General features: G+C 63.7%; 22 protein-coding genes and 1 pseudogene. 17 read left to right on the top strand and 6 right to left on the bottom strand.

All coding sequences use genetic code 11. The features are described 5' to 3' along the window. Positions 1 to 57 precede the first annotated feature (57 nt). On the top strand, positions 58 to 723 hold the full coding sequence (locus tag AB4074_RS14090) for an ArsR/SmtB family transcription factor (protein WP_441413928.1): 666 nt from the start codon (positions 58 to 60) through the stop codon (positions 721 to 723). Further along, complete coding sequence (locus tag AB4074_RS14085) at positions 720 to 947, top strand: 2-nitropropane dioxygenase (RefSeq protein ID WP_441413927.1); 228 nt, start codon at positions 720 to 722, stop codon at positions 945 to 947. Before AB4074_RS14090 ends, AB4074_RS14085 begins: the two co-directional genes overlap by 4 nt. Positions 948 to 987: 40 nt before the next feature. Here AB4074_RS14085 and AB4074_RS14080 read toward each other — a convergent pair whose 3' ends face one another. Further along, complete coding sequence (locus AB4074_RS14080; RefSeq protein WP_284980732.1) at positions 988 to 1491, bottom strand: Lrp/AsnC family transcriptional regulator; 504 nt, start codon at positions 1489 to 1491, stop codon at positions 988 to 990. A 131-nt stretch (positions 1492 to 1622) separates the two neighbouring features. On the opposite strand from AB4074_RS14080, the gene AB4074_RS14075 reads away from it, so the two are divergent. Beyond that, a complete protein-coding gene (locus AB4074_RS14075; protein WP_441413926.1) occupies positions 1623 to 2786 on the top strand; it encodes a trans-sulfuration enzyme family protein in 1164 nt (387 codons plus the stop codon). Positions 2787 to 2792: 6 nt separating this feature from the next. Here AB4074_RS14075 and AB4074_RS14070 read toward each other — a convergent pair whose 3' ends face one another. After that, complete coding sequence (locus AB4074_RS14070) at positions 2793 to 4067, bottom strand: MFS transporter (protein ID WP_441413925.1); 1275 nt, start codon at positions 4065 to 4067, stop codon at positions 2793 to 2795. Between the two features lie 108 nt (positions 4068 to 4175). Between AB4074_RS14070 and AB4074_RS14065 the strand changes: the two genes are divergently transcribed. After that, positions 4176 to 5150, top strand: coding sequence for a LysR substrate-binding domain-containing protein (locus AB4074_RS14065; RefSeq protein WP_441413924.1), 975 nt, complete (start codon positions 4176 to 4178; stop codon positions 5148 to 5150). Positions 5151 to 5184: 34 nt separating this feature from the next. Beyond that, complete coding sequence (locus tag AB4074_RS14060; RefSeq protein ID WP_441413923.1) at positions 5185 to 6099, top strand: N-acetylglucosamine kinase; 915 nt, start codon at positions 5185 to 5187, stop codon at positions 6097 to 6099. Positions 6100 to 6227: 128 nt separating this feature from the next. Here the strand turns inward: AB4074_RS14060 and AB4074_RS14055 are convergent, their stop codons facing one another. Further along, the gene (locus AB4074_RS14055) at positions 6228 to 7271 is read right to left on the bottom strand and encodes a pirin family protein (protein ID WP_441413922.1); all 1044 of its coding nucleotides are present in this window, start codon (positions 7269 to 7271) and stop codon (positions 6228 to 6230) included. A 56-nt stretch (positions 7272 to 7327) separates the two neighbouring features. Between AB4074_RS14055 and AB4074_RS14050 the strand changes: the two genes are divergently transcribed. The 7 genes from AB4074_RS14050 to AB4074_RS14020 all read left to right on the top strand — a co-directional run bounded on the left by AB4074_RS14050 (position 7328) and on the right by AB4074_RS14020 (position 13701). Next, positions 7328 to 7786 carry an NUDIX hydrolase gene (locus tag AB4074_RS14050; RefSeq protein WP_441413921.1) on the top strand — a complete coding sequence of 153 codons (459 nt, stop codon included), beginning with the start codon at positions 7328 to 7330 and terminating at the stop codon, positions 7784 to 7786. A 138-nt stretch (positions 7787 to 7924) separates the two neighbouring features. Then, positions 7925 to 9010 carry an ABC transporter ATP-binding protein gene (locus tag AB4074_RS14045; RefSeq protein ID WP_441413920.1) on the top strand — a complete coding sequence of 362 codons (1086 nt, stop codon included), beginning with the start codon at positions 7925 to 7927 and terminating at the stop codon, positions 9008 to 9010. Continuing rightward, positions 9010 to 9720, top strand: a complete 711-nt coding sequence (locus AB4074_RS14040) for an ABC transporter permease (protein ID WP_441413919.1) — start codon at positions 9010 to 9012, stop codon at positions 9718 to 9720. Before AB4074_RS14045 ends, AB4074_RS14040 begins: the two co-directional genes overlap by 1 nt. After that, the gene (locus AB4074_RS14035; RefSeq protein WP_441413918.1) at positions 9717 to 10463 is read left to right on the top strand and encodes an ABC transporter permease; all 747 of its coding nucleotides are present in this window, start codon (positions 9717 to 9719) and stop codon (positions 10461 to 10463) included. The genes AB4074_RS14040 and AB4074_RS14035 overlap by 4 nt, the downstream gene beginning before the upstream one ends. Next, positions 10460 to 11404 carry an ABC transporter substrate-binding protein gene (locus tag AB4074_RS14030; protein WP_441413917.1) on the top strand — a complete coding sequence of 315 codons (945 nt, stop codon included), beginning with the start codon at positions 10460 to 10462 and terminating at the stop codon, positions 11402 to 11404. Before AB4074_RS14035 ends, AB4074_RS14030 begins: the two co-directional genes overlap by 4 nt. A 171-nt stretch (positions 11405 to 11575) precedes the next feature. Beyond that, positions 11576 to 12796: a pyridoxal phosphate-dependent aminotransferase gene (locus tag AB4074_RS14025; RefSeq protein WP_441413916.1), complete on the top strand. Its 1221-nt coding sequence runs from the start codon at positions 11576 to 11578 to the stop codon at positions 12794 to 12796. Positions 12797 to 12846: 50 nt separating this feature from the next. Further along, the gene (locus AB4074_RS14020) at positions 12847 to 13701 is read left to right on the top strand and encodes a polyphosphate kinase 2 family protein (RefSeq protein WP_441413915.1); all 855 of its coding nucleotides are present in this window, start codon (positions 12847 to 12849) and stop codon (positions 13699 to 13701) included. On the opposite strand, the gene AB4074_RS14015 is transcribed toward AB4074_RS14020, so the two are convergent. Beyond that, positions 13698 to 13955, bottom strand: coding sequence for an exodeoxyribonuclease VII small subunit (locus tag AB4074_RS14015; RefSeq protein WP_345449168.1), 258 nt, complete (start codon positions 13953 to 13955; stop codon positions 13698 to 13700). The genes AB4074_RS14020 and AB4074_RS14015 overlap by 4 nt on opposite strands. 10 nt (positions 13956 to 13965) lie before the next feature. Then, positions 13966 to 15231 (bottom strand): exodeoxyribonuclease VII large subunit, encoded by a 1266-nt coding sequence (xseA, locus tag AB4074_RS14010; RefSeq protein WP_441413957.1) that lies wholly within the window; start codon positions 15229 to 15231, stop codon positions 13966 to 13968. Positions 15232 to 15588: 357 nt separating this feature from the next. Here xseA and AB4074_RS14005 point away from each other — a divergent pair, with 357 nt between their 5' ends. After that, the gene (locus AB4074_RS14005; protein ID WP_441413914.1) at positions 15589 to 16467 is read left to right on the top strand and encodes a hypothetical protein; all 879 of its coding nucleotides are present in this window, start codon (positions 15589 to 15591) and stop codon (positions 16465 to 16467) included. After that, a complete protein-coding gene (locus AB4074_RS14000) occupies positions 16464 to 17549 on the top strand; it encodes a 4-hydroxy-3-methylbut-2-enyl diphosphate reductase (RefSeq protein WP_236812092.1) in 1086 nt (361 codons plus the stop codon). The genes AB4074_RS14005 and AB4074_RS14000 overlap by 4 nt, the downstream gene beginning before the upstream one ends. A 48-nt stretch (positions 17550 to 17597) precedes the next feature. On the opposite strand, the gene rmuC is transcribed toward AB4074_RS14000, so the two are convergent. Then, positions 17598 to 18812 carry a DNA recombination protein RmuC gene (rmuC, locus tag AB4074_RS13995; protein ID WP_437770943.1) on the bottom strand — a complete coding sequence of 405 codons (1215 nt, stop codon included), beginning with the start codon at positions 18810 to 18812 and terminating at the stop codon, positions 17598 to 17600. 122 nt (positions 18813 to 18934) lie between these two features. On the opposite strand from rmuC, the gene ychF reads away from it, so the two are divergent. From ychF to AB4074_RS13980, 3 genes and pseudogenes are all read left to right on the top strand, one after another. Beyond that, positions 18935 to 20020 (top strand): redox-regulated ATPase YchF, encoded by a 1086-nt coding sequence (ychF, locus tag AB4074_RS13990; RefSeq protein WP_441413913.1) that lies wholly within the window; start codon positions 18935 to 18937, stop codon positions 20018 to 20020. 69 nt (positions 20021 to 20089) lie between these two features. Next, positions 20090 to 20836: pseudogene (locus AB4074_RS13985) on the top strand (hypothetical protein); the annotation flags it as partial. Positions 20837 to 20866: 30 nt separating this feature from the next. Continuing rightward, positions 20867 to 22075 carry an LGFP repeat-containing protein gene (locus AB4074_RS13980; protein WP_441413956.1) on the top strand — a complete coding sequence of 403 codons (1209 nt, stop codon included), beginning with the start codon at positions 20867 to 20869 and terminating at the stop codon, positions 22073 to 22075. Positions 22076 to 22090 lie beyond the last annotated feature (15 nt).

Genomic DNA, 22090 nt, shown 5'->3' with positions numbered 1-22090 from the left:
GATTGATTTGCAAAGAAAACCTTGCAAAGGTTTCTTTGCAAGGGTAGCGTTTCCGGCATGGACAAGGTTCAAGAGCCGGAATTCCCCGTCCGCAAGGTCGATACGGCATCCCTCAAAGCCCTCGCGCACCCCCTGCGCGTTCAGATCCTCGAGATGCTGTCCCGTTATGGGCCACAGACCGCCTGCAGCCTGGCCGAACTCCTCGATGAATCCAGTGGCGCTACGAGCTACCACTTGAGGCAGCTCGCCAAGTTCGACTTCGTCCACGAAGTCCAAGGCAAGGGGACGGCGCGGGAGCGGTGGTGGGAGCGGCCCAGGGGAGCCATCCAGATCACGTCCCCCGAGTTGGCACATTCGCCGGCGACCCAGGAGGCATCTCGGCTGGTAACCCGCGAGTTCGAACGCAGCAGGCAGGCCGTCCTCGCCGACTTCATGGCGCACGGCATGGATTCCTTGGGCGAAGACTGGCTCGACGCGGCCATCGTCAACACCGCCAATGCCCGGATGTCAGCCGAGCAACTCGGCCGCTATGCCCGGTCCATGGAAGCGTTCGCCCGCAATCTTCTGGAGGAAATCCGGAACGAACCGGAGGCGGACGATGCCCGCCCGGTGCAGATCCATTTGAACGCATTCCCGATCCTCGGAGTCCCGGCATGGGCCGGAGACAAGAAATCCCGCGACGCGAAGTCGCACGCAGCAGCCACTGAAGGGAAAGAGTCATGAGCACTGCCACCGCATCATGCGGCACCTACCGCCGGGCTTCCATGCTGGAGTCGGCAGCCGCCGGAATCGGAACCGGCCTGGTTTCGTGGGCCGAGCGGAGGCGCTACATTCCTCCGGTCGACCTGGCCATGCAGCGAGCGGCGCTCACGCGCCGGCAGGAACTAGTTGATCTTCGCCAGGACGCCATGGGGGCCGCACACTCGGGCCTCGAGCCGCGTCACTGAACTGAACCGGGCACCAGCAGAATCACCCGCTAAGTCAACGCTATTCCGGAAGCGGCCCGTGGTTGCCCTGGATGTGGGCGAAGACCAAAGTGGTTTCGGTGTGTCCCACCACGGGGTCCGTGGCGAGGTTGTCCAGGACCCAGTCGCGGAGGTCGTCGGTGTTGGCTACGGCGATATGCAGCAAGTAGTCCACGGAGCCCGAAGTGTGGAACGTGGAGATCACCGCAGGGAGAGCGGGAACCCGGGCCGTGAAGCGGTCGATCTGGTCGCGGTCATGGGCGCGCAGGCGCACCGCGATCAGGGCCTGGACCGATCGGCCGATTGCCGGGAGGCTAAGCACGGCTTCGAAACCCTCGATAATGCCGCGTTCGGAAAGTGACCGCGTGCGCATGAGCGCCGTCGACGGAGCAATTCCGACGAGTTCGGCCAGCTGCTTGTTGGAGATCCGGGCATCGTCAACCAAAGCCGCGAGGATGCGTTCGTCGATCGCATCCAGGGGTTCACTGATGCCGACGGGCCGAACGTTCTTCGGGGTGGTGGTCACGGATCCTCCTGAAAGTGCTGTGTATTCATCATAGGTGCCAGTTTCCACTCAATGCATTCATTTGCACTGTCAATCTCCGAATTATTGCCAGATACTGACCGAATTCAACGGTGAATAATTCAAGGAGAGCAGTGACAGCCATAGATACACTCGCAGTCCACGCGGGCCGGACAGGACTCACGGAGCAGGGCGTGCATGCCGTTCCCATCGACCTTTCAACCACTGCGCCTTTGCCTTCCGTTCACGACGGCGGCCTCGCCTACGAGCAGATGGCCACGGGCGGGGTGCCCCTCGACGGTCAGAGCACGGTGTACCAGCGTCTCTGGAATCCTACGGTAGCCAGGTTCGAAGACGGCGTAGCGGCGCTTGAGGGTGCAGCGCAAGCTGTCGGTTTTGCCTCGGGGATGGCCGCCTTCAGCGCAGTGCTGCTGGCCTCCCAATCAGAAGGCAAGACGCACGTGGTTGCGGTGCGGCCACTCTATGGCGGCACGGACCACGTCCTGGCCAGCGGACTGCTTGGCAACCAGGTCACCTTCGTCAAGGCCGACGGCGTGCGCGATGCACTCCGCCCGGACACCGGGCTGGTGGTAGTGGAAACCCCCGCGAACCCGAGCCTGGACCTCGTCGACCTTAACCGCCTGGTGGCCGACGCCGGAGACGTTCCGGTTCTCGTGGACAACACGTTCGCAACGCCGATTCTCCAGCAGCCACTCAAACATGGCGTCGCGATGGTGCTCCACAGTGCAACCAAATTCCTGGGCGGCCACGGCGATGCCATGGGCGGCGTGGTGGCAACAAGTCCGGAGTGGGCCACGCGGCTGCGTCGGGTCCGTGCCGTGACCGGGGGCATCCTGACCCCGTGGCCCGCCTACCTGTTGCACCGGGGTCTGGCCACCCTTCCCATCCGAGTGCGTGCCCAGCAGGACCACGCCCACAAGATCGCGGCGGCGCTCGCAAGTCACGAACTCGTCGCAAAGGTGTACTACCCGGGGCTTCCCGAGTGCGATCCTCTGCATTTGGTCGGTACGCAGATGGGAGGTCCGGGCTCGTTGATCTCGTTCGACCTTGAATCAGCCGAGCATGCGGAGCGCATTCCCGGCGCGGTCCGCCTCATCACGCACGCGGTGTCTCTGGGCGGAATCGACACGCTGATCCAACACCCCGCCGGATTGACCCACCGCCCGGTTGCCCCGGAGGCCAAGCCCCAGGCGCGCATGCTCAGGCTTTCCATCGGCTTGGAAGATCCGGCCGACATCATCGATGACCTGGTCCAGGCAATCGAGTCGACCCGCTAGCGGCTGCTACTTTCCCTGTCCGGCCGGTTCCAAGGAGCCGACGACGGCGAGCTGCGGCGCCGGGGACCGGTGCACGACGGCGGTGATCACCGCCGTCGTGCACCCCAGTGCCATGACCGCCCAGGCGAGTGCGGTCCAGCCGAACGACTGGAAGGCGAGTCCGCCGGCCCAGCCGATAATGCTGGAACCCAGGTAGTAGGAGAGGTTGTACAGCGACGCGGCTTGCGCGCGGCCGCTCGTCGCGATGGTCCCGGTCCAGCCTGCTCCGATGCTGTGCGCGGCGAAGAAGCCGCCGGTGAAGACCACCAAGCCCGCCAAAACCGCGGCGATGTTGTCCCACAGAGTGAGCCCAAGGCCGGCCGTCATGGTCGCTATCCCGGCGAGCATGACTGTGCGGCGGCCGAAGCGCATGGACAATCCGGCACCCCAGCGGGAGCTCACGGTGCCGGACAAATACGCCAGGAAAATCAGGCTGACCACGGTGGCCGGCAGTCCGAAGGGCGCGGCATGGAGGCGGAAGCCGAGGTAGTTGTAGACGGCCACGAAGCCACCCATCAACAGGAACGCTTGAATATACAGAGCCAGCAGCCGCGGATTGGAAGAATGGCCCGCCAGCGTCTTCATGGCCCCACGGAAACCTCCGGCGGAACTTGGAGTGAAGCGGCGCGGCTTCGGAACCAGGAGCAGGAACAGGGCTGCCGATGCTGTCGCAAGGATGGAGACTGCGAAGGCGGCGGCCCGCCAACCCCACAATTCACCGATGGGTCCGGCGAGCAAACGCCCGGCAAGTCCGCCGAGGGTGGTTCCGGCTACGTAGCTGCCGGCAGCCAGTGCGGCGTGGACTTTGTTGACCTCTTCATTCAAGTAAGCGATGGCGATCGCTGGAATGCCGCCGAGGGCCATGCCCTCGAGCGCCCTCAAAGCCAGGACAAGCGGAAAGGTGGGGGCCAGGGGGACGAGCAGGCCCAGGACGGTGGCCGCCGCGATTCCGACCGCCATCGCACGTACCCGGCCGATCTTGTCGGCGACGAAGGACCAAGGCAACACCGTTGCCGCGAGGCCTACCGTGGCCAAGGAAATGGTGAGCGCTGCCTCTGCTGCCGTGATGTGCAGTTCGTTTGCCATGAGCGGCAAGACGGCTTGGGTGGAGTACAGCTGCGCGAAAGTGGCCACTCCGGCGAGGCCCAGACCGGCGAGGATCCGCCGGTACGCAATGGAGCCCTTCAGGTGGCCTTCCCAATCGGACTCGGCGGGGCTCGGGGATGCTGCGCTTGTACTCACCTTTCCACAGTAGGGCGAGCAGAAGTGATGATTCCAATGCATGATTCACCTAAGATTGATAGCGGTTTTGGATAATTTCGCGCGTAGTCGATCTGAGGATGGACAGATATGGACATCGAACACAAGCAACTGGTCCAACTGCTGCCGTTGCTCCCACTGCTGGCTGAGCTTGGCCGGACAGAACATGTCACTGAGACGGCCGAGCTGCTCGGAGTACCCCAATCGTCGGTGAGCCGGGCGCTGGCCCGGGCTAGCGCCGTCGTCGGGACCGAACTCCTTATCCGTGAAGGCCGCGGCGTCCGCCTGACTCCGGCTGCGAAAACGCTGCTTCCCTACATCGAAGCGGCGCTCGCGGAATTCCAGGCGGGACTGGACGTGGTCCGGCACGAATCCGATGTTGTCCGCGGCCGAATCGCGGTGACCTTCCAGCACACTTTCGGCGAGGCCACGTTGCCGCTGCTCATGAGCGCGTTCCGGAGCCGGCACCCCTCCACGGCTTTCGAGCTCAGCCAAGGAGCGCGTGCCGCCTGCCTTGAATCGCTCGTTGCCGGTGACGCCGACTTCGCCTTGACGGCACCCGTGGCGGCTCCGGGCAGGAACCTCGGCTCTGCGGCGCTGTATCGCGAGCCGTTGCGGCTGGTGGTCCATCACCGCCATCCCGTTGCCCGGCGTGCCAGCGTGCGGCTTGCAGAGCTCAGACACGAGCCGTTCGTTTCCATGGGGCCAGGCTTCGGCCTGCGTTCGCTGACCGACGCGATCTTCCGGGATGCGGGCTTTCGCCCAAGGGTTGCTTTCGAGAGCCAGGACTCGCATACCATCCGCGGGCTCGTGTCTGCCGGATTGGGCTACAGCATCCTGCCGCCAGGAGGACTTGGGCCGGGACCTCAAGGGGTCCTGGATTCCACGGACCTGGGGTGGGTGGAGGTATCGCTCGACTCGGAGCTCGCATACCGGGAGATAGGGTTTGCCTGGCGTGAACGGCGCAAGGAACCCGACCCCGTCAGGCTTTTCCGCGAAATGGTGCTTTCCGAAGGGCCGGGGCTGCTCGCAGGCCTTGTCAAAGCGCGATCCGCGACCCAATAGATCCACCCGGTGCGCCCACGCTAGGCTTTTGGACGTGGAGACTGCAGAAAACACGACCCCCCGGCCCGACGCAACGGTCATCGGGCTCGACATCGGCGGCACGAAGACCCGCGGTGTCCGCTTCGAGGACGGCAAACCGGTCCGCGACGAAAGCACCGGCAGCTCCAACGTCCAGAACGTGAGCCGGGAGACGGCGGCCAAGAATCTCGCCGAGCTCTTCGCCATGATCGGTGGGGGCGACGTGGACCGCGTCCTCGCCGGGGCGGGCGGAATCGATACCGACGCCGATGCCCGCGCCCTCGCCGAGCTGATCGAACCCCATGTTCCGGGCGCGCAGGTCACGGTTGTCCACGATTCCCGCCTGCTGCTGGCGGCAGGCAGGGCCAGCACGGGAGTGGCTGTCATCGCGGGGACCGGATCCGCGGCCTGGGGAAAGAATGCCGAAGGGGAAGAAGCCCGTGCCGGCGGCTGGGGCTTTCTCCTGGGCGATGAGGGAAGCGGTTACTGGCTGGGCCGGGAGGCAGTGCGTCACAGCCTGAGGCGCATGAACAAAGGACTGGAACCCGATGGTCTCACAGCGGCCCTCTTGGAGTCCTGCGGGTTAGACGATCCCAACAAACTCATCGCACTGTTCCATTCGGAGGACACCGACCGGCGGTACTGGGCCCAGCGCGCAAGCGCCGTAGTCGAGACCGCACGCGAAGGGCTCGAGATCAGCCGCCAATTGCTGGACCAGGCAGGACGGGATCTCGCGGAGCTGGCGGCACAGGCTGTTCGCCAGCTTGGCCTCCCCGGACCGGTGATTCTGGGCGGCGGGCTCGGCATGAACGTGGAGCCCTTGCAGTCCGCCTTCCGGGCGGGACTGGCCGCACACGGGATCACCGATGTGCGGGTCCTGGACCAGGAACCGGTCTTCGGTGTGCTGCGGATCGTTGCTGAGCTTCCGTAGGCGGTTACTGCGCTGACTCACTGGCGACGCGCAGATGGGTGGCGGATACGGAGAAAGACCGGCGACCCTCGGATACCGGTGTCCTGAGTCCGGCAGCGTGACGCCAAACTTTTTGGGTGCCGCGGGGCCTAGTCAGCAGCCCTGTTCCGGGACCTCGGCTTGAGCTGGACCCCCGGCATGGGCGGTGCGGGGATGCGCCCGGCTTCAGCTCCGGCGTCGGGACCGTGGCCATGGATCCAGCCGAACCGCCCGGTACGGGCGTCTTCGTCGTTCAGGAGCGCCTGGGCTTCCCAGTCTTCGCGGGCCTGCTCGACTTCCTCGTGAGTGCGGCCCACGAAGTTCCACCACATCAGGATGTCCTCTTCGAAGGGTTCGCCGCCCAGCAGCATGAAGCGGGTTCCAGGAGCCGCGTCGAGGTGGAGCGATTCCCGGCCCATCCCAAGGAACGCCAAGGGGCCGGGGTCGACTTCTTGGCCGTCGATCACTGCTGAGCCGTCCAGGACCAGGACGGCATGCTCGAATTCAGGGTTCAGCGGCAGCTCGATCGGGCCGGAGGCTGAGATTTCGACGCCGACAATCGGGCTGTACATGATCGCGGGGGAGCGCTCACCGGCGAATTCGCCCACGAGCACCGTGCCCCTGAAACCGTCCGCGGCGACCACCGGCAGGTCGACGATCTGCTGGAACGACGGCGCGCGGTGCCTCACGGCGTCGGGCAAAGCGACCCACAACTGAAGGCCGCGGGACAGCGGCAGGAGGGCGCCGCCGTCGGGCGCGTCGGGGTGAAGTCCTGCCGGCAGGACGCCGAACTCGGAATGCGAAATGCCGCGCCCGGCCGTCATGATGTTCAACTGCCCGGGACGGACCACGACGTCGCTGCCGACGCTGTCGCGGTGCCGCACCTCGCCTTGGAGGGGCCACGTGACCGTCTGCAGTCCCATGTGCGGGTGGGGAAGGACGCTCATCGCGACGCGGTCCGGGCCGAAGCTGTCCAGGAAGCACCAGGCTCCAACCGTCGGCATTCCGCGTTGGGGGAGGGTGCGCGAGACATTCATGGCCCGGACGCCGCCCAAGGGAACTTCGCGGGCCGGCCAAAGCTGTACAAAAGGTCCCTGCCCGGGATGTCCGGCCGGGCAGACTTCCTGGGACGGGGCCGTTTCCAAGTTGGTCACAATACAACTCCATGTGCTGAACAGTGTTCCCTCCAGCTTAGGCCTAGGCTGGCTCCATGAGCATGCAGTTCGACACCCGCCCGGCCGCGTACGGAGTGGTCATCCGCGAGGGAGCAATCCTTCTCGCGTATTGGAAGCAAGACGGCAAAGAAGGCTGGACCCTTCCCGGGGGAGGCCTGGACCTGGGGGAGCATCCCGTGGACGGCTGCCGCCGCGAAATCCAGGAGGAAACCGGGTACGACGCCGATATCGGAGCGATGCTCGGCATCGACGTCGGCCACTGGCCGGGTGAGGAGCGGCTGGACGGATCTGACCGTGACTTCCAGGCAATCCGGCTGGTCTACGAGGCAAGCATCACGGGCGGCGAATTGACCCACGAGATAGACGGCAGCACGACCCACGCCGCCTGGGTGCCGCTGGGCAAAGTTTCCGGATTGAACAGGGTTTCCTTGGTGGACATCGGCCTCCGCCTGCACAGTGAGCGGCCCCTCAACGGAAAACTGCCGACGCCCTGAGCATTGCCGATTCATTACGGTCTTCGCGCCTGCGCTGACATCGTCGGTGGTGCTGGTTAGGCTGTAGAACATCAGTTCGCTGTTGATTGATTTTCCATCGTTGATATTTGCGGCCCGAAAAGTTAGGTAAGCCCCGGAATGGCTGAAGCCATGATTGAGTTCCAGAGCGTCACCAAGCAGTATCAGGGCGGGCAGCCCGCTGTTGATGGATTGAGCATGTCGATCGACAAGGGTGCCATCACCGTATTCGTCGGACCCTCGGGCTGCGGAAAGACCACTTCCCTGCGGATGATCAACCGTATGGTAGAGCCCACCTCGGGCACCATCACCGTGGCCGGCAAGGATGTTTCGAACGAGCCGGCCGCCCAGTTGCGCCGCTCCATGGGCTACGTCATGCAGTCTTCGGGACTCATGCCGCACCGTTCCGTGCTGGACAACATCGCCACCGTTCCGCGGCTCAACGGCGTTTCCAGGGCGGCAGCCCGCAAACGCGCGGAAGAGCTGCTCGACGTCGTCGGGCTGGCTTCGGTGCTCGGCAAGCGGTACCCCTCCCAATTGTCCGGCGGCCAGCAGCAGCGCGTCGGGGTGGCCCGCGCGCTCGCAGCGGACCCGCCCGTGCTGCTCATGGATGAGCCCTTCAGCGCGGTGGACCCGGTTGTCCGCGACGAACTCCAGCAGGAACTCCTCCGGCTCCAGCGTGAACTGGCCAAGACCATTGTCTTCGTCACCCACGACATCGATGAGGCCACCGTTCTCGGCGACAAAGTGGCCGTCTTCGCCGTCGGGGGCAAACTGGCGCAATACGCGGCACCCGAAGAGATCCTCCGGGCACCTGCCAATGACTTCGTAGCCTCGTTCGTGGGCCGCGACAGGGGATTCCGGCACCTTGCCTTCAACGGCGCCAATGCGGTTCCGGTGCATCCGGTCAAGACGGTGGACGCCCCGCAAGTTGCGGCGGGCAGCAGCGAATGGGCCTTGGTGCTCGACGGCGATTCCCGGCCCATGGGATGGGCCTCGCCGCGCGACGGCGCCGGGCTGATTCCCGGAGGCTCCTTGTTCCGGCGCGGGGATACGCTCCGCCGAGCGCTGGATGCCGCTTTGTCCTCGCCTTCGGGCCTTGGCGTCGTGGTGGACGACGACGGTAGGCTCGCGGGCGTCCTCAAAGCCGACGAAGTGCTGGCGCTCATCGAACAGACCCGGCACAACCGGGAGGACGCCCCCTGATGGAATGGTTCCTGGCGAACAGTGGCATGGTCTTCGAGCGGGCCGGTGAGCACCTTGTCCTGGCTTTGATTCCCATGGTTTTGGGTCTGCTCATCGCGGTGCCCTTGGGGCAATTGGCCCGCCGGAACCGTACCCTCAGGGCCGTGGTCACCACGGGAAGTTCCCTGCTGTACACCATTCCTTCCTTGGCGCTTTTCATCATCCTGCCGCCGATCTTGGGAACCCGGATCCTGGATCCGCTCAATGTCGTGGTTGCCCTCACCATGTATGCCGTCGCCTTGCTGGTGCGGGCTGCCATGGACGCCTTCGATTCCGTCGACGACGACCTCCGCATGGCGGCAGTCTCGATGGGGTTCAAGCCGACCGCGCGGTTCCTGCAAATCGACCTTCCGCTTTCCTTGCCCGTTCTTTTTGCTGGCCTGCGCGTGGTGTCCGTCAGCAATATCTCCCTCGTGAGCGTCGCCGCGCTCCTGGGGGTCGGGAACCTGGGAATGCTGTTCACGGACGGGCTGCAGCGCTCGTTCGTCACTGAGGTGGTGGTCGGCATCATCGCGATTCTCCTGCTGGCCCTCATCATGGACACGTTCTTGGTCCTGCTGGAGAAGCTGCTGACACCCTGGACTCGGGCCGGTGTGGTCACCGCCAAGCAAGATGCCAAATCAGGGGAGTTCATCGCAGATGCCCGGATGCATGCGGAGGCAGGTCGATGAGCAATATCTTCGTTGACACCCTCGCGTGGCTCACGGATCCGGCTCACTGGTCAGGAAGCGGAGGAATCGCCACGAGGCTCCTGGAACACCTGCAGTATTCCGGGCTGGTCCTGGTGATTGCCGCGGCCATCGCCGTGCCGGTGGGTCTCTTCATCGGCCACACGGGACATGGACGCGTCGTTGCCGTGGCGTTCGCCGGGGCCTTGCGGGCACTCCCCACCCTCGGCCTGCTTGTCCTCTTCGCCCTGTTGGCTGGAAGCGGACTCATGCCTCCCGTCTGGGCCCTGGTCATCTTGACAGTGCCGCCTCTCCTGGCCGGAACCTACGCCGGGATTTCCAGCGTGGATCCAACGGTGGTTGACGGAGCCCGGGCCATGGGCATGACAGAACTCCAGATCTTGTTCCGCGTAGAGCTGCCCAACGGACTCCAGGTCATGTTCGGCGGCATCCGCACGGCGGTCCTCCAGGTCATCGCGACGGTTTCCGTGGTGGCGTACCTTCCGCTGGGAGGCTTGGGGCGTTATCTTTTTGACGGATTGGTTCTTCAGGACTTCCCCCGCATGCTCGGCGGGTCACTGCTCATCGCGGCGTTGGCAATCGCCGTCGACCTCATTCTGGCCATGGCGCAGAGGGTCCTCCTCCCGCCCGGACTTTCCATCGATTCCAACGGCGGCCACAAGGCCGCCGGAGATCTCGCAGCCGCCGCACCAGCAGGGGCTGCCGTTCAAGGAGGTACCGCATGAAGCAACCCGTCACCCTGACCCGCCGCGGGCTCGGCGGCCTGGCGGCCGGAGTCGGCATTGCGCTTGCACTGAGCGCGTGTGGCGGCAGCCCGCTGTCCACCCCGTCCACCAACGCTCCCTCCGGGGCGGGCGGCTCGCTCACTGTGGGCTCGGCGGATTTCCCCGAAAGCCAGGTCATCGCCGAAATCTACGCCGGAGCACTGAACGCCGCGGGCGTCACTGCTACCACCAAGCCCAATATCGGATCCCGTGAAATCTACTTCAAGGCGGTACAGGACGGTTCGATCGACCTCGCCCCTGACTATTCCGGCAACTTGCTGTCCTACCTGGACGCCAACGCCACGCAGGTCTCGGCCGATGACGTCTACAAGGCGCTGCCCGGCAAGCTTCCACAGGGCCTGGGAGTGCTCGACCCCGCCAAGGCTGAGGACAAGGACGCCATGGTTGTCACGAAGGCCACGGCGGAGAAGTACCAGCTCAAGTCCATCGAAGACCTCGCCAAGGTCTGTGGGGACTTCACGATGGCGGCACCGGCAACCTTTGAGACCCGCGCCTACGGTTTCCCGGGCCTCAAGGCCAACTACAACTGCGTGCTCAAGGGCCTGAAGCCGTTCAGCGACGGCGGCGGTAACCTTACGCTGCAGGCCCTGCTGTCCAACGACGTCCAGGTTGCCGACATCTACACCACCACGCCGTCCATCCAGGACAACGCCCTGGTGGTCCTGGATGATCCCAAGAACAACTTCAAGGCCCAGCAGGTCCTCCCGCTGTACAACATGGCCAAGATGACGGACAAGGCGAAGGCAGCCCTCAACAACGTATCCAAGATCCTCACCACAGACGACCTCATCAACCTCAACCGCGCAGTCAGCGGCAACCAAAAGCAGAATCCCAAGGACGCTGCTGCCGCTTGGCTCAAGGACAAAGGGATTGTGAAGTAAGTCCCCACCGCCTCCCTCGCCTCGCTCCGCTCGTCCAGGGAACCCTCGGCGGCGGAGGCCCCTGCCAAGGACGACGGCGGCGAGGAACCCTTTTGGGGGCCTCGCCGCCGTCGTCGTTAATGTGAGTGATGTCTCAACAGAAGTACATCCCCGATATGGCATATTTGATGAATGGCAGAATTCAAGCAGTCCACCAAGCTTCATAATGTCCTTTACGACATCCGTGGACCGATTCTTCAGGCCGCCCAGCAGATGGAGGCAGAGGGTCACCGCATCCTCAAACTGAATATCGGAAACCCGGCACCGTTCGGATTTGAAGCGCCGGACGCGATTTTGGTGGACATGATCCGCCATCTGCCCCATGCCCAGGGATACAGCGATTCGCGCGGAATTTTCTCGGCCCGCACCGCCGTCTCGCAGTACTACCAGACCCGCGGTATCCAAAACATCCACGTTGACGACATCTACCTTGGCAACGGCGTCAGCGAGCTCATCACCATGTCGCTCATGGCTTTGCTGGAAGTGGGAGATGAGATTCTCATCCCCACCCCCGACTACCCGCTCTGGACCGCCTCGGTGGCGCTGGCCGGCGGCCGCCCTGTCCACTATCTGTGCGACGAAGAATCGGGCTGGCAGCCGGACCTTGAGGACATGGAATCGAAGATCACGGCTCAAACCAAGGGCATCGTGGTCATCAACCCCAACAACCCCACCGGTGCCGTGTACCCGGAGGAAACCCTCAAGAAGATCGTGGCCCTCGCCGAAAAGCATGACCTTGTAGTGTTCGCCGACGAGATCTACGAGAAGATCCTCTACGAAGACGCTGTCCACGTGAATCTTGCCGCACTCACCGGCGACGACGTGCTCTGCCTGACGTTCAGCGGATTGTCCAAGGCATACCGGGTGTGTGGCTACCGCGCCGGTTGGATGGCCATCTCCGGTCCCAAGAAAGACGCCGCAGACTACCTCGAGGGCATCAACCTGCTGGCCAACATGCGTCTGTGCGCCAACGTGCCGGCACAGCATGCCATCCAGACCGCCCTCGGTGGCCACCAAAGCATCAACGATCTCATCCTGCCCGGCGGCAGGCTCCTTGAACAGCGGAACAAGGCCTACGATCTGCTCAACGCCATCCCCGGCGTCAGCACGCAACAGGCCCGGGGTGCGCTCTATCTGTTCCCGAAGTTGGACCCCGAGGTCTATCACATCCGCGACGACGAGAAGTTCGTCCTCGACCTTCTCAAGGAACAAAAGATCCTCGTCTCACATGGACGGGCCTTCAACTGGGTGCGTCCTGACCACTTCCGCATGGTGACCCTGCCGAACGTCAAGGATATTGAAGAAGCGATTGGCCGCATGGCGGACTTCCTCGGGCGGTACCAAGGCAACTAGCCTGTTGTGCAAGCCGCGACGCATGCGGCCGGACCAGAGGGGACGTCGAAATGGCCGGGACCAAGGAATTCACCAAGCAGGTATCCACGATCTTGAAGGCCGGTCCGGGATTCTCGCTGGACGCAGTAGACCCCGGATCGACGCCCGGCTACAAGGGAAAGAAGTCTGACGGCGTCGCTTTGCTGGCAGCGCAGGATGGTCGCTTGGACGTGCTGCAGGAGATGCTCTTTGCCGAGGGAAAATTCGGCAGCTCCAAACGGGTGCTGTTGATCCTGCAAGCCATGGACACCGCAGGCAAAGGCGGGATCGTTGAGCACGTCGTCGGATCAATGGATCCCCAAGGTGTCAAGGTTGCTCCGTTCAAGGCGCCGACTGATGAGGAGAAGACCCACGATTTCCTCTGGCGGATCGAGAGGGCCCTGCCCGACGCCGGGTTCGTCGGGGTTTTTGACCGATCCCACTATGAGGACGTGCTGATACACCGAGTGCACGGTTGGGCGAATGAAGCTGAACTGGAACGGCGCTATGCCGCCATCAACGAGTTCGAGGCACGCCTCACCGAACAAGGTACGGCGATCGTCAAGGTCATGCTCAACATCAGCCGCGATGAACAAAAAGCGCGCCTGCTGTCACGATTGGATGACCCGTCCAAGCACTGGAAGTACAGCACGGGCGATCTCAAGGAACGCGCGTTTTGGGATTCCTATATGGACGCCTATCAGCGGGTCTTCGAGAAGACCTCAACCGAGGTAGCGCCGTGGTACGTGGTTCCGGCGAACAAGAAGTGGTTTGCGAGGATCGCTGTCCAGGAGCTTCTGCTCGAGGCCCTCGGGAAGCTGGACCTGAGCTGGCCGAAAGCAGACTTTGACGTACCGGCGGAGCGGGCTCTGGCCGTCCAATCCTAGCTGGCCGCCGGGCCGTCCTCGCCGTTGCTTCGGGCCGCGGCCAGCCTCCTGCGGGCACCCTCCAGCCACTCTTCGCAGCGCTTCGCCAAAGCCTCGCCGCGTTCCCAGAGCGCGAGGGATTCCTCAAGGCTTGCTCCGCCGGCTTCAAGGCGGCCAACCACGGCCATGAGCTGCTCGCGGGCTTCCTCATAGCTGAGAGTGTCCAGGTCCTCAGGGGATCCCTTGGCCGCAGGGGATGTGTTTTCTGCTGTCATTTCTTAGTCCTCATTGCTGGTGCTTGCTGGGTTGTCCGGCTGCAGCGGGGGCTCCGGAAGATACGGCGGCAAGGCGGCCTTCCGCCAACCGGAGGGTCAGCTCCGTGCCGTCAGGGGCCTGGTCAGGGCTCCGGACGACGTCGTGGCCGACCCCATCCGCTCCGGCAACCTGGACCACGGCGTACCCGCGGTCCAACGTTTTTTGGGGCGACAATGCCCTTACCTGGGCGCGGAGATGGTGCACCTGATCAAGTGCGCGGATAACAGCGGAGCTCACCGCGGTGTGGGCATGTTTCCGGAGCCGTTCGACATCGTCCTCCCGTATCTTGACCATTACTTCGGGGGACGCCAGCACAGGACGCGATCTTAGGGCGTGGAGTCGATCCGTTTCGCGGTCCACCAGGCGTCCAACGCCGCGACGTAGCTGCTCGCGGGCCTGCCGTACCCTCGCCAATTCCTCGACGACATCAGGGACGATCCTCTTTGCGGCGTCGGTGGGTGTGGATGCGCGAAGGTCGGCGACATCGTCCAGGATGGGATGGTCGGCTTCATGGCCGATCGCGCTGACCACAGGGGTGGCCGCTGCGGATACCGCCCGGACCAGATCTTCGTTGCTGAACGGAAGCAGATCTTCCAGGGCTCCGCCACCACGGGCGATCACGATCACATCGACGTGCGGATCGGCGTCGAGTTCCTTGAGCGCCGCCAGGATCTGGCTCACCGCGGTAACTCCTTGGACTGCGACCTCCCGGACGGCGAATTCGACGGCGGGCCAGCGAAGCGCCGCGTTGCGCAGGACGTCTTTCTTGGCGTCGGAATCGCGGCCGGTGATGAGCCCGATCCGGTGCGGGAGCAGGGGCAGCCGCTTCTTCCGCGAGTCTGAAAACAGCCCTTCGGCGCCAAGGGCCTGGCGCAAGCGCTCGATTCTCGCGAGGAGATCGCCGAGGCCGACCGGGCGGATGTCCTTGATCGACATGTTGAGCCGACCGGTCTTGAGCCAGAATTCGGGTTTCACCAAGGCCACGACGCGTGAGCCACGCTCAAGTGGCATCTTCTGGCGGTCCAGGACGTTGGACCACAGCGATGCGGGCAAGGAGATTTCGGCGTCGGTGTCCCGCAGCGTCACGAAGGCACTGCCGCCTCGACGGTTGAGTTCGATGACCTGGCCTTCGATCCACGCAGCCGGGGCCCGTTCTATGTGGGACTTGAGCTTGCGGGATAGCAGCTGCAGCGGCCAAGGATTGTCGGGACTTGTCTCCGACGCCGTCGCGGGCAGGGTTGACTCTGCCTTCGTGGACTCTTCTCGGGAGGACCCTTCGCCCTGGGCTCCCGGGTTCGGGAGTCCTGAAATCGGCAACGCCTGTGGCGCGCCGCCGGGTACGGCATCATAGGACACGCGGGTAGCCTCCTGCTGGTGGCTGGTGCATGGTTCCGTCCTCGCTGGTACGTTGCTAAGGGGTGCCGGAAGCACCGCTGCTCTCAGTGCTACTGGATTTTTGCTACCGAAAAGATTTTGCTATCGAAAAGACGGTGGCAGGCTTCCAACTCTATCCATACCTTGTAGCATGCATGACCGACATTTACTCGTCGTCGCCCCGACCGGAACTGCTGCAGTCCAAACTTGAGGAATCCATTGCGCACGTTCGTCTCTGCAATCGCAGTGATCTTTGCCCTTCTGCTCACAGGAATCGCCGTCCCGATGGCATGGACGGACGCCAACGTCGTCCGGGAAGACGGGTTTGTGGCTCTCACCTCTCCGATCGGGAAGGACCAGGCGTTCCAGGCGCGGCTGGCGGCTACCGCCGTCGCAAGCCTTGAATCCAAAATCAATCTACCGGCGCCCGTGGAACAACTTGGCGCTTCGTTCCTCAAGGACGCCGCCACCGCGATGTCAACGTGGCCTGAATACCCGCAAGCATGGGACGAAACCGTACGCCGGAGCCACCAACTGAATTTCGCAGGCACTGCCGGGCCCGGGAACTCGACCGCGGGGACGTCCTTGGTGCTCGACGTCGGGCCTCTGGTCAAGCTCGCCGCTGACCGGCTGCACGCGGCAACCGGCCTCCCCGTTGCGACGCCGGAATCCACCCTGATCAACATCGGCGGCCCCGCTCAGCGCCAGCAGGTAGATGCCATCGCCGCGTATGCGCCAATGTGGTGGATTGCCGGCCTCGGCGCCGTCCTGCTGTTTGCCCTGGGCTTGCTTTCCGCGAAGCGCAGGGGGGTGCTTCTCTTGTTCACCGGATTGGGCTTGGCCGCAGTCGCTGCGCTGTGGCAAGTGGCCACGACGGTACTCAAGGGCGCAGGCGATGCAGGACTGGGCGGAACCGCCACGGGCGGCCTCTTTGCGCGGGAGTTGGTGGCAGCTTCCGTCGACAATTTCACCGGTTGGATCACCATCGCCTGGATTGCCGCGGGAGTGTTTGCACTTCTCGGCCTGCTCGGTGCGATCTTCTCGCGCAAAGCCAGGCCGAGCGTGCGGGCGAACGCTGCCGGTAGCATGGAGGGATGACCAGCTCAGCAGTTTCCATTCCGATGCCCTCTATCCCGCGTAGGCGTCGGACGCCGGAAGAGGTGCTGGCCGCCGCTCCGGTCTCCGGCCCCAAACGAGTCTTGCTCGCGGCCCCCCGCGGATATTGCGCAGGCGTCGACCGCGCAGTCATCGCAGTGGAGAAGGCACTGGAACACTACGGGCCGCCGGTATACGTGCGTAAGCAGATCGTGCATAACGTGCACGTGGTCACCTCGCTGGAGGAGAAGGGTGCCATCTTCGTCGAAGAGACGGACGAGGTACCCGAAGGCGCGCTCGTGATCTTCTCAGCCCATGGCGTGTCCCCGGCTGTCGTGCAGTCGGCCGAAGACCGCGGCCTGCGCACCATCGATGCCACCTGCCCCCTCGTCACGAAGGTGCACCGCGAAGCCGTCCGCTTCGCCAAGGAAGATTACGACATTCTCCTCATCGGCCATGACGGTCACGAGGAAGTGGAAGGAACGGCGGGCGAAGCCCCGGACCACATCCAGATCATCAATGGTCCGCACGAAGTGGACAAGGTCAAGGTGCGCAATCCGGAGAAGACGATCTGGCTTTCGCAGACCACCCTGAGCGTCGACGAGACCATGGAGACCGTCCGGATGCTTAAGGAGCGGTTCCCCACGTTGCAGGATCCGCCCAGCGACGACATTTGCTATGCCACCACCAACCGCCAAGTGGCCATTAAGAAGATTGCCCCGCAGGCTGACCTCGTGATCGTGGTGGGATCTGCGAATTCTTCCAACTCCGTACGGCTCGTCGAAGTGGCGCTCGAGTATGGCGCCAAGGCCTCCTACCGGGTCGATTTCGCGAACGAGGTCGACGAGAGCTGGTTCGAAGGCGTGGCCACCGTGGGCGTCACCTCCGGCGCTTCCGTTCCCGAAGTCCTGGTCCAGGACGTTCTCCGTTTACTGGCCGACTACGGCTACGGTGCGGTTGAAGAGGTGGTGACGGCGGAGGAAGACCTGCTGTTCTCCTTGCCGAAGGAACTGCGCGCCACCCTCAAAGAGGCCGGAGACGTCACACGCGCCTTGGGCGGACGCGGGAACCGGCCGACTTCGTAGTCCGGTCCGGGCCCGTTTTGCCGGGCCCGGTCCACTGCGGGGCCGGCCCTAGGCCGCCGACTCTCCTTCGATCAGTTCGGGTGCGGCAAGGGTCCGCGGCACTGCTTCCACTGCGGACGGTGACACCAGGCCGTCTGTGTCCATGGAGTTGAGCTTCCGCGCCGTCGGCAAAACGCGTGCTTCGAGCGTTCCCACGAGTGCGTTGTAGCGATCCACCGAGGTCTTCAACGACGAACCCAGCTTGCCCACGTTGTCACCGAGGGTTCCCATGCGTTCGTACAGCTGCCGGGCGAGCTCGAAGAGCTCCCGGGCGTTGTCCGTCAGGACGTCCTGGCGCCAGGTGAAGGCGACGGACTTAAGTACTGCCAACAATGTGCCGGGGGACGCGAGCACTACGTTCCGGGACAAGGCATGATCCAAGAGCGCGGGGTCCGCTTCGAGCGCAGCGGCCAGGATGGATTCCGCTGGCAGGAAGCAGATCACCAGCTCGGGCGAGTTGCCTGGGATGTCCCAGTACTTTTTCGACCCCAGGGCATCAACGTGGGATTTGAGGGCCTTCGCGTGTGCGAGCAGCAAGGCATCCGCGCCATTGCCCACAGACTGAAGGCCGTTGACCCTCTGGGTAGAGCTGCCCTGTTCCTGGGCGGCGAGGTAGGAGGCCAACGGGACCTTTGCGTCCACCACGAGCTGCTTTCCACCCGGCAACTGGACCACGAGGTCCGGCCGGATGGCGTTGTCGACGGAAGCGGAATGCACCTGCTCGTGAAAATCGACGTGGCGCAGCATCCCGGCGGCTTCCACTACCCGGCGCAGCTGGACTTCTCCCCACTGGCCCCTGGCGCTGTTGGACCGAAGGGCAGACGCCAGGGCATGGGTGGAGCGCAGGAGTTGTTCATCGGACAGCCGGGCTTCCTGGAGCTGCTGGGCAAGCTGGCCGTACTGCTCCAAACGATCCCGCTCCAGAAGTGAGACCTGTTGTTGTACGGCCGTCAGCTTCTCGGCAACCGGGGCGAGCGCGCGCAACACGCTGCCATCCTGGTTCCTGGAATCGTTCAGTTCACGGTTCTGTGACAACAGAAGCCGCCGTTCGGCGTCGGCGGCGGCATACTGGGCGTTCACCGCGGCAAGCCGGGCGGAGACGCCGTCGAAATCTTCTTCAAGCGCGGCAGCGCGGCGCCTAAACAGGAGGAAGCCTGCCACCACCCCGGCGGCCGCTCCCAGAAGAAGCATGAACAAAGCGAGTATTACTGCAAAACCATCCATGTCTCCAACCTTGGCATAGGGGTCGGACAATATAGCGAAGCCGGCTCACGGCACCCGGGCGTCCGGTCCTGGGTTCTCCCCTCAAAGCGGAGAAGTGACCTCAGCGGGTAGAATCAGTGCTCGTGGCTCTTACTATTGGCATCGTCGGACTGCCCAACGTCGGCAAATCAACTCTTTTCAACGCACTGACCCGGAACCAGGTGCTGGCCGCGAACTACCCGTTCGCCACCATCGAGCCAAACGTCGGCGTCGTCAACCTCCCGGACCCGCGCCTGCAGAAGTTGGCGGAGGTCTTCGGATCGCAGCGCCTCCTGCCCGCCGTCGTCTCGTTTGTTGACATCGCGGGAATCGTCAAAGGCGCCTCTGAAGGCGAAGGCCTGGGCAACAAGTTCCTTGCGAACATCCGCGAAGCAGAAGCCATCGCCCAGGTCATCCGCGTCTTCGACGACCCCGACGTTGTCCACGTCGACGGCAAAGTCGATCCGCGTTCGGACATCGAGACGATCAACACCGAACTGATTCTGGCCGATCTCCAGACGATCGAAAAGGCCATTCCCCGGGTCGAAAAAGAAGTCAAGATCAAGAAGCGGGAAGCCGCGGAACTCGCAGCAATCCTGGCTGCCCAGGCCGTGCTGGAACGCGGCGACACGATCTTCTCATCGGTCAAGAGCGACAAGCTCGAGATGGAGCACCTCAAGGAGCTCAGCCTCCTCACGGCCAAGCCCTTCATCTACGTCTTCAACTCGGACGAAGGCATCCTGGGCAACCCGGAAAAGCAAGAGGAACTGCGCGCCATGGTGGCGCCGGCGGACTGCATTTTCCTTGACGCCAAGCTGGAATCGGATCTCGTCGAACTCGATGAGGAAGAAGCCCGCGAGATGCTCGAGATGAACGGCCAGGACGAATCCGGCCTCGACCAGCTGGCACGCGTCGGTTTCCACACGCTTGGACTGCAGACCTACCTGACTGCCGGTCCCAAGGAAGCACGAGCCTGGACGATCCACCGAGGCGACACCGCGCCGCAGGCCGCAGGGGTCATCCACACGGATTTCCAGCGCGGATTCATCAAGGCCGAAGTTGTCTCCTTCGATGACCTCATCGCCGCCGGATCCATGGCCGAGGCCAAGTCCCGCGGCAAGGTCCGCATTGAAGGCAAGGAATACGTCATGGCCGACGGCGACGTGGTGGAATTTAGATTCAATGTCTAGTTTCTGATCTCCCTGAAACGTTTTGCGATAGCCGCTAAGAACACGTGTTCTTAGCGGCTGTCCGTTTTTATGACCGCTCGCCTGGTCGAAAATGATGCTTCCTCTGACCTGGGTCCCTGTCACGGTGCGGGGTACTGGCGGCGGGCCCGGTGCCGTTGCGGCCCATCAGGTGCCCGCGCTCGTCAGATCGGTCCGGTTCCGTCCGGATGGACCTCATCCCCGAAAACCCATGAAGGACGTGTCTACCTCCGTCGACTGCCTCGCGCAGGATATCCTCCCCTAAGTGCCACCCGACAGAGGGGCGTATCAGGGGGAGGATCACGCGTGCGCGCTATTCGGTTCCACAATCGGAGGACGGCCCGTATCCTCCTGTCTGCGTTAACCGCTAGTGCGGTCATCTGGGGTGGCGTGACGCCCCCCGCGGTCGCCGCGTCGTCGCCCCCAGCGACAACGCCACCGACACAATCGCCGGCCGCAACCACGCCGCCGGCCCCACCCGTGAGCCCTGCGTCTTCTCAGGCCTCTGCTGGAACCACGACGCTCACATCCACGCCTCCGCTGTCGACGACGACGCCGACCGCTTCAGCGCCGAACCCAGCGGCGACGACTTCCGCGCTGGCTGGTTTCGTGGTCGGCAGCGTTTTCGGGACGTGGTACTCGACTTCAGCCGCCGCGGGCTACGGTCAGCCCATCGCGGAACAAGTTTGCCCGACGGTCGATTTCTGCTCGCAGGAATTCCAGAACGGGACCGCGTATTGGCAGCCGAGTTTCGGACCTCACGGAGTCCTCAAATCGTCTCCTGTCGGTTTGAAATATTTCGCCGACGGCGGGTATGCAACATACGGGATGCCAGACCGTGACAACATCCACTTTGACGGGGCCTCCTCCATCGGAATTCCGGAGTCGGACCAGCAAGGCTTCGAAAACGCGATCATCGTGGTGCCGAACGGCGCGGCCGCATTCACCCTGAGTCGCCATACAGAGATCGTTATGAGCCTCGACTCCCAGGGCAGTTCCCCGAGCCCTCAATGGGTCTCCCCGATCACGTGCGGCCTGCCCCCCAAAGGAGGCTGCGCGGCACAAACTCTGGCCGCACCAAACGACCCCTCAGCACCCGTCGTCCGCCGTAACTATGAATACCCCGCCATGAACCTCAGCCACATCGACCTCCCCGGCCAAGTCTGGAAGCGTTGGAACGCCCTCGGAGCCGAAAACAGCTGGCTGGGTGCCCCGCAGAGCGTCGGATGTTCCTGGCAACTACCGGCCGGTTATTGCGAGACGCCGTTCCAGAACGGGGTCATGCTCGCGAACGCATCGAGCGCCGTCACCATGAGAGGTGCGATCCTCCAGTGGTGGAAAATGTCAATCGGCCCCAACAGCGTGGGGATACCGCTCGGCGACGAGAGGTGCGGGCTCGCGCAAAACGGGTGCAAACAGGATTTCCCCGGCCTCAGCCTGACGTGGACCGCTGGCCTCGGAATCCAGACCGTCAAGGGGGCAATACGGGACAAGTGGCGGTACATGGGAGCGGAGGCGAGTCGTCTCGGCTACCCGACGGGACCCGAGACATGCTTTTCGTGGATCGTCGACAACGTCGACAAATCGGGCTGTTATCAGTGGTTCCAAGGTGGGATCATCTGGTGGTCCCCGACCTCGGGAACTCACGTCGTGTGGGGCGCGATCATGCGCGCCTACGAGCGCGCCAACTGGGTGTGGCCTGACTACAACTCGTCGGGCTACCCCATGCAGATGATCGGCTACCCGATCAGCGACGAAAATTGCACAGGGCCCGGAGGCGGGTGTTACCAGTGGTTCGAGAATGGCATCATCTGGTGGTCTCCCACCACCGGCGCCCAGCGCCTCATGAATGGCGACAAGAAGGTATATGAGTCCCTCAAGTGGGCATGGGGACGCCTTGGGTACCCGACGACCGAAGAGCTCTGGTGGAACGATTACACCGCCTACCCGAGGTACTACTGGGGCACCCGCCAGTACTTCGAGCACGGCTACCTCACCTGGACCAGCGGCTATGGCACAACGGTCACGTACTACTGAGATTTTCTCATCGGG

Origin of the sequence: Arthrobacter sp. 2MCAF14 (assembly GCF_052115645.1) — a bacterium.
In the GTDB taxonomy this organism is placed as follows: domain Bacteria; phylum Actinomycetota; class Actinomycetes; order Actinomycetales; family Micrococcaceae; genus Arthrobacter.
This window is presented reverse-complemented; position numbering and strand designations above follow the sequence as displayed.

What these genes read in the sequence shown, in the direction of transcription:
- AB4074_RS14025 (WP_441413916.1), top strand. Translation starts at nt 11,576, where the DNA reads ATGGCAGAATTCAAGCAGTCCACCAAGCTTCATAATGTCCTTTACGAC.
- AB4074_RS14015 (WP_345449168.1), bottom strand. Translation starts at nt 13,955, where the DNA reads ATGACAGCAGAAAACACATCCCCTGCGGCCAAGGGATCCCCTGAGGAC.
- AB4074_RS14085 (WP_441413927.1), top strand. Translation starts at nt 720, where the DNA reads ATGAGCACTGCCACCGCATCATGCGGCACCTACCGCCGGGCTTCCATG.
- AB4074_RS14000 (WP_236812092.1), top strand. Translation starts at nt 16,464, where the DNA reads ATGACCAGCTCAGCAGTTTCCATTCCGATGCCCTCTATCCCGCGTAGG.
- AB4074_RS13980 (WP_441413956.1), top strand. Translation starts at nt 20,867, where the DNA reads ATGCCAGACCGTGACAACATCCACTTTGACGGGGCCTCCTCCATCGGA.
- rmuC (WP_437770943.1), bottom strand. Translation starts at nt 18,812, where the DNA reads ATGGATGGTTTTGCAGTAATACTCGCTTTGTTCATGCTTCTTCTGGGA.
- AB4074_RS14065 (WP_441413924.1), top strand. Translation starts at nt 4,176, where the DNA reads ATGGACATCGAACACAAGCAACTGGTCCAACTGCTGCCGTTGCTCCCA.
- AB4074_RS14040 (WP_441413919.1), top strand. Translation starts at nt 9,010, where the DNA reads ATGGAATGGTTCCTGGCGAACAGTGGCATGGTCTTCGAGCGGGCCGGT.
- AB4074_RS14090 (WP_441413928.1), top strand. Translation starts at nt 58, where the DNA reads ATGGACAAGGTTCAAGAGCCGGAATTCCCCGTCCGCAAGGTCGATACG.
- AB4074_RS14030 (WP_441413917.1), top strand. Translation starts at nt 10,460, where the DNA reads ATGAAGCAACCCGTCACCCTGACCCGCCGCGGGCTCGGCGGCCTGGCG.
- AB4074_RS14035 (WP_441413918.1), top strand. Translation starts at nt 9,717, where the DNA reads ATGAGCAATATCTTCGTTGACACCCTCGCGTGGCTCACGGATCCGGCT.
- AB4074_RS14020 (WP_441413915.1), top strand. Translation starts at nt 12,847, where the DNA reads ATGGCCGGGACCAAGGAATTCACCAAGCAGGTATCCACGATCTTGAAG.
- AB4074_RS14050 (WP_441413921.1), top strand. Translation starts at nt 7,328, where the DNA reads ATGAGCATGCAGTTCGACACCCGCCCGGCCGCGTACGGAGTGGTCATC.
- AB4074_RS14045 (WP_441413920.1), top strand. Translation starts at nt 7,925, where the DNA reads ATGGCTGAAGCCATGATTGAGTTCCAGAGCGTCACCAAGCAGTATCAG.